16 protein-coding genes and 1 pseudogene are annotated in these 15681 nt (G+C 61.7%); 8 read left to right on the top strand and 9 right to left on the bottom strand.

The genetic code is table 11. The features are described 5' to 3' along the window. Both LOC54_RS08425 and LOC54_RS08420 read right to left on the bottom strand, forming a co-directional pair. Positions 1-186: pseudogene (locus LOC54_RS08425) on the bottom strand (hypothetical protein); the annotation flags it as partial. Positions 187-340: 154 nt separating this feature from the next. Further along, a complete protein-coding gene (locus tag LOC54_RS08420) occupies positions 341-1045 on the bottom strand; it encodes a hypothetical protein (RefSeq protein WP_279313381.1) in 705 nt (234 codons plus the stop codon). Positions 1046-1184: 139 nt separating this feature from the next. Here LOC54_RS08420 and LOC54_RS08415 point away from each other — a divergent pair, with 139 nt between their 5' ends. The 8 genes from LOC54_RS08415 (at position 1185) to leuD (ending at position 10523) form a co-directional block, all read left to right on the top strand. Continuing rightward, a complete protein-coding gene (locus LOC54_RS08415) occupies positions 1185-4598 on the top strand; it encodes a transglutaminase family protein (protein WP_279313380.1) in 3414 nt (1137 codons plus the stop codon). A 224-nt stretch (positions 4599-4822) separates the two neighbouring features. Beyond that, positions 4823-6196 (top strand): signal recognition particle protein, encoded by a 1374-nt coding sequence (ffh, locus tag LOC54_RS08410; protein ID WP_279313379.1) that lies wholly within the window; start codon positions 4823-4825, stop codon positions 6194-6196. A 50-nt stretch (positions 6197-6246) separates the two neighbouring features. Next, positions 6247-6606 carry a 30S ribosomal protein S16 gene (rpsP, locus tag LOC54_RS08405; protein ID WP_279313378.1) on the top strand — a complete coding sequence of 120 codons (360 nt, stop codon included), beginning with the start codon at positions 6247-6249 and terminating at the stop codon, positions 6604-6606. Positions 6607-6643: 37 nt separating this feature from the next. Then, entirely contained in the window at positions 6644-7186 is a 543-nt protein-coding gene (gene rimM, locus LOC54_RS08400; RefSeq protein ID WP_279313377.1) for a ribosome maturation factor RimM, read from the top strand. Continuing rightward, positions 7183-7920 carry a tRNA (guanosine(37)-N1)-methyltransferase TrmD gene (gene trmD, locus LOC54_RS08395; RefSeq protein WP_279313376.1) on the top strand — a complete coding sequence of 246 codons (738 nt, stop codon included), beginning with the start codon at positions 7183-7185 and terminating at the stop codon, positions 7918-7920. Before rimM ends, trmD begins: the two co-directional genes overlap by 4 nt. A gap of 29 nt (positions 7921-7949) precedes the next feature. Then, on the top strand, positions 7950-8333 hold the full coding sequence (gene rplS, locus LOC54_RS08390) for a 50S ribosomal protein L19 (protein ID WP_279313375.1): 384 nt from the start codon (positions 7950-7952) through the stop codon (positions 8331-8333). A gap of 151 nt (positions 8334-8484) precedes the next feature. Next, entirely contained in the window at positions 8485-9888 is a 1404-nt protein-coding gene (leuC, locus tag LOC54_RS08385) for a 3-isopropylmalate dehydratase large subunit (protein ID WP_279313374.1), read from the top strand. 11 nt (positions 9889-9899) lie between these two features. After that, positions 9900-10523 carry a 3-isopropylmalate dehydratase small subunit gene (leuD, locus tag LOC54_RS08380; protein ID WP_279313373.1) on the top strand — a complete coding sequence of 208 codons (624 nt, stop codon included), beginning with the start codon at positions 9900-9902 and terminating at the stop codon, positions 10521-10523. 3 nt (positions 10524-10526) lie between these two features. Here leuD and LOC54_RS08375 read toward each other — a convergent pair whose 3' ends face one another. The 7 genes from LOC54_RS08375 to LOC54_RS08345 form a co-directional block, all read right to left on the bottom strand. Continuing rightward, entirely contained in the window at positions 10527-10919 is a 393-nt protein-coding gene (locus LOC54_RS08375) for a hypothetical protein (protein WP_279313372.1), read from the bottom strand. A gap of 74 nt (positions 10920-10993) precedes the next feature. Further along, positions 10994-11866, bottom strand: coding sequence for a 4-(cytidine 5'-diphospho)-2-C-methyl-D-erythritol kinase (locus LOC54_RS08370; RefSeq protein ID WP_279313371.1), 873 nt, complete (start codon positions 11864-11866; stop codon positions 10994-10996). A 24-nt stretch (positions 11867-11890) separates the two neighbouring features. After that, on the bottom strand, positions 11891-12424 hold the full coding sequence (locus tag LOC54_RS08365; protein ID WP_279313370.1) for a 6-carboxytetrahydropterin synthase: 534 nt from the start codon (positions 12422-12424) through the stop codon (positions 11891-11893). Continuing rightward, entirely contained in the window at positions 12408-13118 is a 711-nt protein-coding gene (gene queC / locus LOC54_RS08360) for a 7-cyano-7-deazaguanine synthase QueC (RefSeq protein ID WP_279313369.1), read from the bottom strand. The genes LOC54_RS08365 and queC overlap by 17 nt, the downstream gene beginning before the upstream one ends. Before the next feature lies 1 nt (position 13119). Further along, positions 13120-13767, bottom strand: a complete 648-nt coding sequence (gene queE, locus LOC54_RS08355; RefSeq protein ID WP_279313368.1) for a 7-carboxy-7-deazaguanine synthase — start codon at positions 13765-13767, stop codon at positions 13120-13122. A 237-nt stretch (positions 13768-14004) separates the two neighbouring features. Continuing rightward, positions 14005-14187, bottom strand: a complete 183-nt coding sequence (locus tag LOC54_RS08350) for a hypothetical protein (RefSeq protein WP_279313367.1) — start codon at positions 14185-14187, stop codon at positions 14005-14007. After that, the coding region (locus LOC54_RS08345) for a hypothetical protein (protein ID WP_279313366.1) at positions 14168-15681 on the bottom strand (1514 nt) is incomplete at its 5' end. The genes LOC54_RS08350 and LOC54_RS08345, both read right to left, overlap by 20 nt.

Genomic DNA, 15681 nt, shown 5'->3' with positions numbered 1-15681 from the left:
CAAACTCAAATCTACTTTCCTCGCAGCAGTGCAGTTCGCTTCAATCATCATACTGCTTAACTGACGACACGACGTAAGTAAGAAAGAAGCCTCTCCCTTCTGAGGATCACCCGAGAGAATGGCTGTTTCACTTCCTTCAGGCAGACCTTCCTGATGAACGGGTGTCCAGTTATGGATACTACCCATATCCTTTATTATTATACTTGGTGCAGTCCGGCCGATTAAACAGCTTATATTATCGAAGTCATATTCAACCGGTTTGATATATCTTCGTGAGCTGTCGACCTTGCAGCAATCCGGCTTACCTTGGCATTCATCTGACCCGCCGGATGACTTATCTTCAGCCGATGAGGTGTTCCAGCATATACCGGGTTGTAGGTGCGATTTTCCAGTCCCCGGCCAGCCAGTCAGGCACGTCTTCGTGACGGATCAGAGTCAGGCAGTCATATTCTTTGTTTCCGCAGTTCTGCCAGGAATCTCTGATGGCGGCAAAAGGCAGTTCCGTGTGCAGCATGATGGCGATATCCGTAACCCATGTCTTCGGGTGGGTTACGGCAAACAGGACATCTCCTGCGTGCAGCTGCTCTGCCGCCAGACCGAGTTCTTCCGTGGCTTCTGCCAGGAGCTGGTCCCTGAGACAGACCTGATCACCGCCCTCGCGTGATTCGACGGTTCCGGCGGGTGGCGTCTGCCAGTATCCGCCCATATAGGCTCCGGGCGGGGCGCGGCGTCCGGCGACGACGCCGTCGGCGCAGATCAGCAGGCCGCAGACGGCAAGCTGTCGCAGGGGATGCGTCCGGAAAAGCTCCGGTGCCCTGATCTGCGCGAAGGCGCGGCGGTATTCGTCCCAGTGTCCGGTGATCTGTCCGCCTGTGATCTGATCGGCGACGAAGATGCGTCCGTTGAACAGGCGGGGCTGCGCGTTGCATCCCTCTTCCCATATCCGCGAGATGGCTTCTTCCGTTGCGGCGTCTTCCTCGCGAGGGGAAGGTGTGACGCGGATGTCCGGGTCGGGTGAGAGAGGAGTGAGGGGCCAGGAGGTCATGGAGGCATCCGCAGAGAAGGTTGTTCTCCCGTAAAGACCGTTCCTTGCGTTTTTTTTATGACGCTTTTGCAAAAGACATGGTTGCAGTGCCGGATGGAGGCTTTACAGTCATAACGGAATCGTTTCGGAAAGCCTGCTGATGACGCTGAACGTCGCCCTGACGCATCGTACGTCCTACAAATATGATCGCCCCGTCATGCTCGGACCACAGGTGATCCGGCTGAGGCCTGCGGCTCATGCCAGGACACCGGTCCTGTCCTATGCTCTGAAGATCGAGCCGCAGCCGCATTTCATCAACTGGATGCAGGATCCTTCGGGAAACTGGCAGGCGCGTGTGGTCTTTCCGGAGCGCGTGACGCAGTTTGATGTCACGGTCGATCTGGTTGCGGATATGGCCACGATAAATCCGTTCGACTTCTTTCTGGAACCTGAGGCTGAGACTTGGCCGTTCACCTATGATCATATTCTTGACCAGGAACTGGCGCCCTACAGAAAGAAGATCGAACCGGGTCCGGCTCTTGCCGCGCTTCTGGACGGCATCCCGCGCGATACGCAGCGCACCGTGGATATGCTGGTCGGGCTGAACCAGACGATTCAGGAGAGAATTTCCTACGTTGTCCGTATGGAGCCGGGGGTCTGGACGCCTGAGGAAACCCTGACGAAAGAGAAGGGCTCCTGTCGCGACAGCGCCTGGCTTCTGGTGCAGGTTCTGCGGCATCTGGGTTTTGCGGCGCGCTTTGTCTCGGGATATCTGATCCAGCTGGCGGCTGACGAGAAGTCGCTGGACGGGCCTTCGGGTCCGGAGGCTGATTTTACCGATCTGCATGCCTGGGCGGAGGTCTATCTTCCGGGGGCGGGCTGGGTCGGTCTGGATGCTACATCCGGGCTGCTGACGGGGGAGGGGCATATTCCTCTGGCCGCGACGCCGGAGCCTTCCTCCGCGGCCCCTGTTTCCGGCGGTGTAGAGCCATGCGAGACCGAGTTCGGCTTTGCCATGGAGGTGCGGCGGATTGCGGAAACTCCGCGGACGACGAAGCCTTATGGCGAGGAGACCTGGGAGCGGATTCTCAAGGCCGGGGATCAGGTGGATGAGGCGCTGGAGGCAGCCGATATCCGTCTGACCATGGGGGGCGAGCCGACCTTCATTGCGGCGAACGATATGGACGCGCCGGAATGGAACATAGAGGCGCTTGGTCCCACGAAGCGGGCCTATGCCGCCCGTCTTCTGCACCGTCTTGCGGAGCTCTGGTCTCCGGGGGCGGCGCTGATGACCCTGATGGGCAAGCACTATCCGGGGGAGCAGCTCCCGCGCTGGGCGCTGAACTGCTACTGGCGTATCGATGGAGAGCCGGTCTGGACCGACCGGATGCTGCTGGCCACCGATGACGATACCGACAATGCGACGGAGCATGATGCCCGTCGGTTCTGCCGGTCTCTCGCGCAGAAGCTTGGTGTTGATCCGGAGCTTGTCGCGCCGGCCTATGAGGATATTCACTACTATCTGTGGAAAGAGCATCGTCTGCCCGCCAATGTTCTGGCGGAGGGGTCCAGGCTGCGTGATCCGTTGGAGCGGGAGCGTCTTGCTCGCGTGTTCGGTCGCGGGCTGGACCGCGAGTCCGGATCGGTCCTGCCACTGCGTGTGACGGAGATCGACGGGCAGCGGTACTGGCAGTCCGGCCGCTGGTTCATGCGCGGCGATACGATCTTTCTCGTGCCGGGGGACAGTCCGCTCGGTTTCCGTCTGCCGCTGCAGAGCCTGCCATGGGCATCGGACAGCAGCATCGATCCCACCTTCGAGCGGGATCCCTTCTCTCCCCATGCGCGGCTTCCGGCCCATCCGGGTTTCGTGCGTCGGGGGGCGCTGCGCTATAATGGGCAGCCGCTTCCGCTGCAGACGGGACCGGACCGGCCAATGCCGGAGCTGGAGAGCCTGCCCGCGCTGCCGCCCTGGCCTGTAAGGAAGCCGTGGCGGATCAGCACGAAGCAGGCTTTCGAGGAAGATCTGCTGCGTGTGGATCGTGAGGAGCCGGACGTCGTGCGCACCGCGCTGACGGTCGAGGCGCGTGGCGGTATCCTGCATGTCTTCTTCCCGCCACTTTATGCCATCGAGGACTGGCTGGAGCTGTGCGCCGCCGTTGAGGCGACGGCGGCTGAATGTGGCCGCAAGGTTGTTCTGGAAGGGTATGCCCCGCCGAGAGATCCGCGCGTTCTGTCCTTCTCCGTCACGCCCGATCCCGGCGTGATTGAGGTGAACGTGCATCCGGCAGCCTCCTGGCGGGAGCATGAGGAGAGATCGCGCCAGCTTTATGATGAGGCCCGCAAGGTCGGGCTGATTGCCGAGAAGTTCATGCTGGACGGACGGCATGTCGGCACCGGAGGCGGCAATCATGTCGTGATGGGCGGAGCGCGCCCCGAGCACAGCCCCTTCCTGCGCCGCCCGGATCTGCTGCGGTCCCTGGCCGGCTTCTGGCATAATCATCCGTCACTGTCCTATTTGTTCAGCGGTCTGTTCATAGGCCCGGGCTCCCAGCATCCGCGGATTGATGAGGCGCGTGAGGATGCGCTGAATGAGCTGGAGATCGCTTTTGCGCAGGTCAGCCGGGAGACGTTCACGCCGCCGTGGCTGACGGACCGGCTGTTCCGCAATCTGTTTGCGGATATGACGGGCAACACGCATCGTACCGAGTTCTGTATCGACAAGCTGTATGCGCCGGAGAGCAGTTCCGGGCGTCTGGGGCTGGTGGAGTATCGCGCGTTCGAGATGCCGCCGCATCATCGTATGGCGGCGGCTCAGGCGCTGCTGATGCGCGCGTGCATCGCGGCTTTCTGGAATGTGCCTTATGAGCGCCGCCTGATCCGCTGGGGGACGCGCCTGCATGATGACTTCATGCTTCCGCATTATGTCGAGCAGGATTTCCGTGATGCGATCGCGGAGCTCCGCAGCTATGGCGCGCCGCTGGATGCGGACTGGTTCGCGCCGCATTTCGCGTTCCGTTTCCCGCTCATCGGCGATGTGACGGAGCTGGGGATGACGCTGGAGCTGCGTCATGCGCTGGAGCCGTGGAACACGCTGGCTGAGGAGCCTGCGGCAGGGGGGACGGCGCGCTACGTGGACAGTTCCGTGGAGCGTGTGGAGGTGCGTGTCTCCGGCTTTGTTGATGAGCGTTACGTGCTTGCCTGCAATGGCGTGGCGGTGCCGCTCACGCGGACGCAGCGTCAGGGCGAATATGTCGGCGGTGTCCGGTTCAAGGCGTGGAATCCGCCGAGTGCCCTGCATCCGACCATCGGCGTTGAATCTCCGCTGGTCTTTGATCTGTTCGACACCTGGTCGGGCCGGTCTGTCGGCGGGATGACCTATCATGTCGTCCATCCGGGGGGGCGGAATTATGAAACCCGTCCGGTCAATGCGAATGAGGCCGAGGCCCGCAGGCGCATTCGCTTCTTCCCGTTCGGACACACGCCGGGGCCGATGGATACGCCTGTCCTCAGCCGTTCGAAGGACCAGCCGCGCACGCTGGATCTGCGTCGTTTCGGTCGCGGGTTCGTGGTGTGAGGTGAGGCTCCGGCTTTGCAGGCCGGAGATCGTGCAGGGAACCGGGTTCCGGTCCTTCCGATGATCTCCGGTTTCGCGGCTGGTCCGCGCTCTTACGTGGGTGGCCTGCCGTTTTGTGTTTGACTTGCGGACATATTCCGGGGTAACGAGCACCCGTCAGTCAAGTCCCGCCACATCGCGAGTGTTCGCGCCGTGGCGCGTTTTCTTCTGGAGTAAACGGTTCCTTGTTCGAGTCGCTCTCAGGTAAACTCACCAGTGTGATTGATGGTCTCGGCAAGCGCGGTGCGCTGTCCGAGGCTGACGTCATGGAGGCCATGCGTGAGGTCCGTCTGGCGATGCTTGAGGCGGACGTGGCGCTGCCGGTTGTCAGGGATTTCGTCAATCGTGTGAAGGAAGGCGCGGTCGGGCACGAGGTGCTGGAGAGCGTTTCTCCCGGTCAGGCTGTTGCCAAGCTCGTCAATGATGCGCTGATCGAGGCACTGGGCGGCGCCGGAGCCGTTCCGCTCAATCTGAATGTTGCTGCGCCCGTGCCGGTTCTGATGGTCGGGCTGCAGGGATCGGGCAAGACCACGACATCGGGCAAGATTGCCCTGCGTCTGGCAAAGCGTGAGCGGAAGAAGGTTCTGCTGGCCTCCCTCGACACCTATCGCCCGGCTGCGCAGCTTCAGCTGCAGCAGCTCGCGGAGCGGGCGGAGGTCGGGTCCCTGCCGGTCGTTGCCGGTCAGACGCCGGTCGCGATTGCGGAGCGCGCGATGGAGGCGGCGCGTCGCGAGGGCTATGACGTCGTCATTCTCGATACGGCCGGGCGTCTGTCGATCGACGAGGCTCTGATGGAGGAGGTGCGGCAGATCCGCGCCGTGACCCATCCGGCCGAGACGCTGCTGGTTGTCGATGCGATGACCGGTCAGGACGCGGTCAACACGGCTAAAGCCTTCAATGAGGCGGTAGGTGTGACCGGTGTGGTCATGACCCGTATGGACGGTGATGCGCGCGGCGGTGCGGCGCTGTCGATGCGGGCTGTCACGGGTGCGCCGATCAAGCTGACCGGCTCGGGCGAGAAGCTCGATGCTCTTGAGGAATTCCATCCCGAACGCGTTGCGGGCCGTATTCTCGGCCTCGGCGATGTGGCCGGGCTGGTGGAAAAAGCTGCTGACAACCTCGATCATGAGGAAGGCGAGCGTCTGGCGAAGAAGATGCTCGCCGGCAAGTTCGATCTTGAGGACTATATGTCCCAGATGCAGCAGATGAAGAAGATGGGCTCTCTGGCCGGAATTGTCGGGATGCTGCCGGGAATGGGCAAGCTGAAGGACATGATTGCCGAGGCTGATCTCGAGAATACGGTGTTCAGGAAGCACAAGGCGATCATCTCCTCGATGACGCCGAAAGAGCGTCGTGATCCCTCGATCATCAAGGCGTCGCGCAAGAAGCGTATCGCCTCCGGGTCGGGCACCACGGTTCCTGAAGTCAACAAGCTGCTGAAGCAGTTTGATGACATGTCTTCGATGATGAAGCGGATCAATAAGCTCGGCATGGGAGGTCTCATGCGCCAGATGTCCGCACTCATGGGCGGAGGGCCGGGTCGGCCGACTATGGGCTGACCGCTTTCCGCCATTCACAGTTTTTCGTTTTTTAAGACCGGAGTATCCGAATGAGCCTTAAAATCCGTCTCGCCCGCGCAGGTGCGAAGAAGCGTCCTTACTACCATATCGTGATTGCGGACAGCCGCTCTCCGCGTGATGGCCGTTTCATCGAGAAGGTTGGTGCCTACAACCCGATGCTGCCGTCCGATCACACGGATCGCGTGCGTCTTCTGGACGAGCGCATCACGCACTGGCTGTCCCAGGGCGCCCAGCCGACGGATCGCGTTGCACGCTTCCTTGGTCATGCCGGTCTGGCTCCGAAGCCGGCCTATTCCGAGCAGCCGAAGAAATCAGCGCCGAAGAAGAAGGCTCAGGAGCGTGCTGCTGCGGCTGCCAAGGCTGCTGAAGCTGCTGCGGCCTCGGCCTGATTTTCTTGCTGACGCTGCAGGACGCTGATTGCCGGTCATGACGCAGAACCTTATCCGTGTCGGGGTTATCGGAAAGCCGCATGGTGTGCGTGGCCTTGTGCGCGTGCATGCCGAGACGGCTGATCCGGCATCTCTGGAGGAATACGGTGTTCTGAGGGATGACCGGGGGGAAAGCTGGACACTGCACTGGCGCGGTGCGGGAGTTGCGGAGCTTCGGGATGCGTCGGGTCGGCCCGTCGCGGATCGTACGGCTGCGGAATTTCTTGTGAACAGGGTTCTGTCGGTGCCGCGTGAGACTCTGCCGGAAACGGAAGAGGATGAGTTCTACCACACCGATCTTGTCGGCCTGATGGCCTGTGAGAGCGATGCGGAGGTGGGGCGCATTGTTGCGGTTCACGACTACGGAGCGGGAGCCAGTCTGGAGCTGGAAACCGGTCTGCTCGTGCCGTTCACGCGTGCCTGTGTGCCGGAAGTCCGGATTGCTGAAGGGCGGGTGTGTATCGTGCGCCCGGATGAGGTGATCGGGGATGCGGAGCATGATCCGCAGGCACGCAGGCTGATGGCGGAAACCGGCGAATGAGCTGGAAGGCCACGATCCTGACGCTGTTTCCGGAGATGTTTCCGGGGCCTCTGGGGCAGTCCCTTGCCGGGAAGGCGCTGGAGAAAGGTCTGTGGCGCTGCGAGACACGGGATCTGCGTCCTTTCGGTCTCGGGCGGCACAAGTCTGTTGACGATACGCCTTTCGGGGGCGGGGCCGGTATGGTCATGCGCCCGGATGTGATCGATACGGCGCTGGACAGTGCCGCAGGGGCTGAGGATGTGCCGGTGGTGTATCTGACGCCTCGTGGCAGACCTCTGACCCAGCCGGACATACGCCGCTATGTGGCGGGAGCGGGGGTGACCCTGCTCTGTGGCCGGTATGAAGGCGTGGATGAGCGCGTTCTGCAGGCCCGTGCGGTGGAGCAGGTGTCGATCGGGGATTATGTCCTTTCGGGCGGTGAGCCGGCGGCGCTGATTCTTCTCGATGCCTGTATCCGGCTTCTGCCAGGTGTCATGGGATCGGCGGAAAGTGGCGAGGAAGAGAGTTTTTCTGACGGGTTGCTTGAATACCCGCATTACACCCGCCCTGCTGAATGGCAGGGCCGCACCGTGCCGGAGGTTCTGCTCTCCGGCAACCATGCCGCGATTGCGGCGTGGCGGCGCGAACAGTCTGAGACGGCCACGCGGGACCGGCGGCCGGATCTGTGGGCAGCGTATTCTGCCCGGCTGAACAGGAACACGACGGCGGGCAGTCCGGCTGCTTTCCGATATTGAGTATACAGGACCAGGAAGGACACTGAGCTATGAACATCATTCAGCAGTATGAAGCTGACGAAATCGCCCGTCTCTCCGCCGAGCGCGCCGTTCCGGAATTCCAGGCGGGCGACACCGTGCGCGTCGGCGTGCGCGTCAAGGAAGGCAACCGTGAGCGTATTCAGGCTTATGAGGGTGTGGTGATTGCCCGCTCCAACAAGGGTCTGAACAGCAACTTCACGGTTCGCAAGATTTCCAACGGTGAGGGCGTCGAGCGTATTTTCCCGCTCTATGCGCCGACCATTGCGGAGATCAAGGTCGTGCGCCGCGGTAAGGTCCGTCGTGCGAAGCTGTACTATCTGCGCGGCCGCAGCGGTAAGTCCGCGCGTATTGCCGAGCGGTCCCGCGAGACGGTGGCTCAGGCCGCGGAGTAATCTCCGGGCTGTCCGGGGGCTGTGTCTCCCGGTGGGAAATGAGAGACTGTGCGGAGGCCGCCACCCGGAAGGGGGCGGCCTTCGTGCTGTGAACGGGGGTCCGTCCGGCATCATGAGCTGATGAGGGCGGCACAGGACTGAGGAAAGCAAAATGGCGGCGCGCACCCTGTATGACAAGATCTGGGACAGCCACGTGGTCGATACTCTGGAGGATGGCACGGCGATCCTCTGGATCGACCGGCATCTCGTGCATGAGGTGACGAGTCCTCAGGCATTTGAGGGGCTTCGTGTGGCGGGTCGCAGACTGCGTCATCCGGAGGCGACGATTGCCGTCGTGGACCATAACGTGCCGACTTCGGACCGGACCCTGCCGGTGGAAGAGCCGGAGAGCCGCAACCAGATCGAGACGCTGGAGCGGAATGTGAAGGAATTCGGCGTTCCGTATTTTCCGTTGCTGTCCGCCGATCAGGGGATCGTGCATGTGGTGGGTCCGGAACAGGGTATTTCCCTGCCCGGGATGACGATTGTTTGTGGCGACTCCCATACATCCACACATGGCGCGATGGGTTCGCTGGCATTCGGGATCGGCACATCCGAGGTCGAGCATGTGATGGCGACGCAGACCATTCTGCAGAAGCGCCAGAAGAACATGAAAATCTCGGTTGAGGGGCAGGTGGCTCCCGGCGTAACGGCGAAGGATATCATCCTTGCGATCATAGGAAAGATCGGCACCGCGGGCGGCACCGGGCATGTGATTGAGTTTACCGGTTCTGCCATTCGGGCGCTTGATATGGCCGGGCGGATGACGGTGTGCAACATGGCGATCGAAGGGGGCGCACGGGCCGGTCTGGTGGCGCCGGATGAGACCACGTTCGAGTATGTGCGCGGCCGTCCTTTCGCGCCCAAGGGAGCTGATTTCGACGCTGCCGTTGCCTGGTGGAAAACCCTGCCTTCCGACGAGGGAGCGCATTATGACACCGTTGTGGAACTGCGTGCGGAGGATATCGAGCCCTGCCTGACCTGGGGAACAAGTCCGGAGAACGTGATCCCCATCACCGGCACGGTTCCTGATCCCGCGGCTGAGCCGGATGAGGCCAAGCGTGTGCAGCTTGTCCGGATGCTGGAATATATGGGGCTGGAAGCAGGACAGAAGATTGCCGGGACATCGGTTGATGTCGTGTTTATCGGTTCATGCACCAACAGCCGTATTGAGGATCTTCGGGCTGCGGCTGCTGTCGCATCTGGGCGTAAGGTGGCGAGCGGCGTGCGTGCCATGATCGTGCCGGGCTCGGGGAATGTGAAGAAGCAGGCGGAAGACGAGGGGCTGGATCGCGTATTTCTTGATGCAGGTTTCGAATGGCGCGAAGCGGGCTGCTCGATGTGTCTGGGTATGAATCCGGATCGTCTGACGCCGGGACAGCGCTGTGCCTCGACCTCGAATCGTAATTTTGAAGGGCGCCAGGGGCCCGGCGGGCGTACGCATCTCGTCTCCCCGGCGATGGCTGCAGCGGCGGCTGTGACAGGTGTGCTGACTGATGCGCGTGATCTGGTCTGAGGAGAGAAGCAATGGATAAATTCACGGTTCTCTCGGCTGTCGCAGCGCCGCTTCCCGAAGCCAATATCGATACGGACAAGATTATTCCGGCCCGGTTTCTCAAGACCACGAAGCGCACCGGGCTTGGAAAGCACGCCTTTGACGCGATGCGTTATCGTGAGGACGGATCGGAGAATCCGGAGTTCGTGCTGAATCGGGAGCCGTACCGGAAAGCGGAAATCCTGATCACGCATGAGAATTTCGGGTGTGGTTCTTCCCGTGAGCATGCGCCCTGGGCGCTGCTTGATTTTGGTATCCGCTGCGTGATCGCACCGTCTTTTGCGGATATCTTTTTTAATAACAGCTTCAAGAACGGGATTCTGCCGATCCGTCTGCCGCGGGATATCTGCGATCAGCTGATGGAAGATGCACGGATGGGTGCGAACAGCCGGATTACGGTTGATCTTGAGCGACAGGTCGTGATCCGGCCGGATGGCAGCGAGATTGCGTTCGATATCGATCCGCTGCGGCGTCATCTGCTGCTGGAGGGGCTTGACGATATCGGTCAGACGATGCGGCGTGAGTCTGCTATCAGCGCCTATGAGGCAAAGCAGAAAAAGGACGCGCCCTGGATGCCGTCAATCGTGCTCGACTGAATATCAGTTGAGACGGGTCTGATCAGGGGCGCTCGCGGAGGTGAAGGAGCGGTGAATCTGCAGCGCCTTCACGACCCTCTCCGCGTCATCGGCGTTAAATACAAGGCCGACGGCTCCCCATGCAGGGTGCTGGAAGGCGAACACCGATCCGTCGGTATCCGTGTCCGGCTGCAGCGCCCAGGAGGTGTGGCGGACCGGTGAGAACCGCGCGCCCTCGATGGGGGGGACGGCTGAGCCGGCCATGGAGGCGCGAACGGCTCCGAGTGCGCCGATCAGCTCTGAAAGCTGCGTCAGGTCCAGCTCCATGGAGGCTGCCTGGTCTCCGTCTCCGAATGTCAGACGGACTTTTCCGCCTTCCTCCTCCGGAGGAGAGATATGCACATGGGGGAGGGGCATACGGGAACGCTCCGAATATCCGGCAGATCAGATGTGTCAGTCTGTCAGATCATAACATGGACGGGAATGCACGGTCAGGAAAGGAGCGCACCTGCGTGCACCCACCAGCCTGCATGACGGAAAGCCGCAGCTTCCGGGCGGACAGCTTCGCGTGCGGCGTCCGGCGTGTCAAACAGGGCGAAACAGGTCGCTCCTGAACCGCTCATACGGGCCAGGCGGCAGCCGGGGAGAGACCATAAGGCCGCCAGCACTTCCCGGACCGGCGGGCAGATCGCGCAGGCAGGCGCTTCGAGATCGTTGCTCATCTGCTTCAGATCCGCGCACATTGCTGCAGTGTCCGGCCAGGAGCGGGGTAGGTTCAGCGGCGGGGAGAAGGCACCCTGCCGGGCGCGGAAGACTTCCGGCGTGGACACGCCGATGCCCGGGTTGACCAGCACCATGCCGCAGGCGGGCATATCGGGAGCCGGAGCCAGAATTTCTCCGATTCCGCTCATTCTTGCCGGTTTCTGAGCGACGCATACCGGGACGTCCGCGCCCAGGGACTCGGCCATTCTGAGCAGGGTGTTTCTGTCGGATTTCGTATTACTGAGTCGGCTCATCAGGCGCAGAGTCGCGGCTGCATCGGCAGATCCGCCGCCTATGCCTGAGGCAACCGGCAGGCGTTTATCCAGGGTCAGTCGTCCGCCGGATACTGCTCCGTCCGTGTTTCCAAATGCGCGGGCTGCCCGGAGGACGAGATTATCGTCCGAGGTATCATTACTCAGAATATGTCCGAACGGTCCTGTCAGGGACAGGGCCAGCTTCGGACCGTCTGATTCAAGCGTCAGTATATCGCAGGCGTCTGAAAATACGACGAGGCTGTCCAGCAGGTGATAGCCGTCATCCCGTCTGCCGGTGACGTGCAGGGAGAGATTGATTTTTGCGCAGGCGTTTTCTGTAAGATGCACGGGATAAGGACTCTTCGGGGCAGATCAGTCGCGGATGCTCATATCCGCCCGCCGCCACCAGCAGCGTTCCGGAGGGCGGGGAGCGGGAAGGAACGGAAGCGGGTCTCCGGAAAATTCCACGGTATTTGTGGGTGTTTCCTGAAGTGTTATGGCCGTGCAGCGCAGGATGCCTCCTGCGGCAGCCAGCATGACGTCCAGCTTGGCCTTCATCAGGCAGGCCATCATCTCCGTGGTCGGATCGCCGGGTGTGACCACGATACGTGCGGCGCGATGCGGCTCATGCGTTTCAAACCAGCCGAGCAGCGGATCATCTTCCGCAAGCTGCAGGGCATGATCCAGTCGTTCATCCACGAAGCGGTGCCAGGCGCTTTTGGCATCACGGAATGAGACGACCATGTTTCCCGCACCATCCAGCGGACGTGGCGAGGTGGCTTCCAGGCGCACGGTGACGAATTCGTTGTGACCATGGGGCAGGGCACAGCTTTCGCTTGCGCCATGGATCAGCCGGTGCCCCATCGAGAAGCGCCGGGTGAAGATCAGGTCAGGCGCCGGAGGCATAGCGCTCCCATCCCGTCTGGCGGAGCCGGCAGGCCGGGCAGGTGCCGCAGCCATGCCCCCAGGGGTGCATTTTTCTGCGCGTGCCGAGATAGCAGGTATGGCTTTCCCGCCGGATCAGATCGACCAGCTGCGTGTCCCCCAGATCTTCTGCCAGATGCCAGGTTGCGGCCTTATCGATCCACATCAGCGGCGTGTGCAGCACCATCCGCGTTTCCATACCGAGATTGAGCGCGACCTGCAGCGCCTTGATCGTGTCATCCCGGCAGTCCGGATAGCCGGAATAATCGGTCTCGCACACGCCGGTGACGATATGGCGGATACCGCGCCGGAAAGCGAGGGCTGCGGCGAAGGTGAGGAAAATCAGGTTCCGGCCCGGGACGAAGGTGGTCGGGAGGCCGTTTTCTGCCATCGCGATTTCCGCATCACGTGTGAGTGCCGTGTCCGAAACCTCTCCAAGGGCGGAGAGCGGGAGCGTGTGATCCGGGCCGAGACGATTTTTCCAGGCGGGGAACAGTGTTGTCATGCCGTCACGCAGGGCGTCCCGGCAGGACAGCTCGATGGCATGGCGCTGCCCGTAGTCAAATCCCAGGGTCTCCACACGGTCAAAACGTGTCAGGGCCCAGGCGAGACAGGTGGCGGAATCCTGACCGCCCGAGAACAGGACCAGGGCGGCATCGGAGGAAAGCGCGGTCATGTCAGGGAATTCCGATCATCTTGTGCGTCTGCACGGACAGGCGCCACTGAGGATGTGTCATACACCAGTCGATGGCGGTCTGTGTATTGGCCGCGCGATCGGGGCCGTCCATCGGCTGGAGCCAGAATTCCCGGAATGCGAGCATGGCGAAGCGGTCCGGGTGTGCATCCTGCTGCGGCCAGACGAGCTTCAGTTCCTGACCGGAGGTTTGGACGAGTTCCGCACCCGCTTTCGGGCTGACGCAGATCCAGTCAATACCTTCGGGGGCTGTGATCGTTCCGTTGGTCTCGACGGCGATGGTAAAGCCACGGGCTTTCATGGCGGCAATCAGAGAGGCATCAAGCTGCAGGAGCGGCTCTCCGCCGGTAAAGACGACAAAGCGCCGGGCTTCGCCGGAGGCGGGCCATGTTTTTTCGATGGCGTCTGCCAGCGCATCGGCGGAGGTGAACCGGCCGCCGCCCTCTCCGTCCGTGCCGATGAAATCCGTATCGCAGAAACGGCAGACTGCCTTTTCCCGGTCTTCCTCGCGCCCTGACCAGAGATTGCATCCGGCAAACCGGCAGAAAACGGAGACACGTCCGGCCTGTCCGCCCTCTCCCTGGAGTGTGGCGAAGATTTCCTTTACGGCGTAGGTCTGTCGTCCTGTCATATCGGGATGCTGTGCGCTGGCTGTCTGGGGTCTGTCCGGCTCAGTCACTACCCTGGCAGCGCGCGGAGGCATACCGGCGGGAGGCAGTTTTTTTTACATAAAATATCAGGCAAACCCGTCGGGGCCCGCCCTGAAAGGACACACCCGGCTGCAGGAACGGAGCCTGCGGCCGGGTGTGCCGTAAGACGGTCGGATGGAGAAAGCGGCCGCATCACGGGGATGCGGCCATGCTGAGGATCAGCTGCCCAGAGTGAGCTGATCCGCGGAGGTCACACCGACGAATGTTGCCGTGTGTCCGTCGTTGAGCTGGACACACAGATTGCCGTTTCCGGTGGTCGTGCCTGAATAGTCATGCAGGACGGCCGTGGATGTGGCCTTGCTGTAGCCGGTGATCGTGATGTCACCTGCCGAGCCGCCCATGATGGTCAGACGGTTCGTGCCGTTGCTCAGATCGGCATTCAGTGCGCCGCGGCCGGAGGCAACGAGATCCAGCCCGCCGGAGCCCGTCGTGATGGTGGCTGCACCGCCGCCGGTCGTGATGCTGGCATGCTTGGACCCACCGTAGTAAGTCAGCGAGCCGGTGTTGCCCACGGAAGATGCCGTATCGTTGAGCTGCACGATGGTTGTCGTGCCGCTTGCGTTGGCAGCGTTTGTCTCGTGGATCACGGCATTGCCCGTACCGGTGCTTGTGGTGCCGGAAGAGGCCTGCACCGAAGCGAGGTAGTATCGAGTCGCTTCCTGTTGCCAAGGTGTAGAAATCCAGGGTGTTGCTGCCGGACCAGACATTGAGCGAGCCGGTTGAGGTCACGTTATCGGTGCCCCATTTATCGGAGTTGAGGACCAGCGTGCCCTTGTTGGCGGTGATATTCGCCGTCGTGGTGTCACCGTAGAGTGTCATGTAGCCGTCGCCGGATTTGCTGACGGTGATGTTCAGCGTGGTGGACGTCTCGGTTGAGTCGTTCAGTGCGGCATGAACATCTCCTCCGTCTGCGTTAATCACCGAGTGTCCGTGGAAGGCCGTGATGACGGCTGTTGCGGAGTTTACAACGTTCAGCGCAACGGAAGTGCCGCTTGCGGAGCCGTTATAGTAAAGCGTCGTGTTAATGCCCGTGCCTGTGTAATACAGGCTGGCGGCCGAGCCCGTGATGTGGACACCGCTGCCGTCCGTTGTTCCGGAGAGAGAGGTTTCCGCAATCGAACCTGCCCCGCCCGATACGGCATAGGTGTCGTAGGTTGCGGCGGAAGCGGCGAGTGCCACGGTCGAGGAGATGGCCGTTCCGGCCGTGTCGAGCCGGAGCAGTGATCCCTCACGGCCATCGGAGGAGATGCTCAGTTTTTCCGGGCAGCTCCAGGTTGCATCCAGAGCCAGGTTCCAGCTGTCGGACCCTGCCGAGATGGTGAGGATATTTCCCTGGATCGTCGCTGATTTCACGGCCGACGGATCAATTCCGTCGAGGTCGATCTGTGCGCCGGCGGCCAGATGGAACACCGAACCGCCGATCGCGGCTGCAGGGTCGAGGACGAGTGTTCCTCCGGAGGCAACGCTTGTCTTTCCGGTCAGGACACCTGCGTCATGCACTTCCAGCGTTCCGCCGCTTGCGATCGAGACGGAGGTGAGGATACCGCCGGACGCCACGTCTGCCCGTGCGCCGTTGCCGACGGAGAGCGTATCGATCCGGCCGCCGTTCATGACGACGTTCATCTGCCCAGCCGACAGGGAGGCCGAGGACAGTTCTGCGCCCAGCGCGGTCGGAATACCGCTGACATATCCCCATTTGTTGAGGTTCAGGGAGACGATACCGGTGCTGAGGACATGGCTTTTGGGTGTGGACTCGTGCGTCGTGTCGTCAGTTAAGCAGTATGATGATTGAGGCGAACTGCACGGCTGCGAGGAAAGTAGATTTGAGTTTGTCG

It is taken from the genome of Acetobacter sp. AN02 (assembly GCF_029759835.1).
In the GTDB taxonomy this organism is placed as follows: domain Bacteria; phylum Pseudomonadota; class Alphaproteobacteria; order Acetobacterales; family Acetobacteraceae; genus Acetobacter.
Note: the sequence above shows the minus strand (reverse complement) of the source record. Positions and strands in the feature narration are given on the sequence as shown.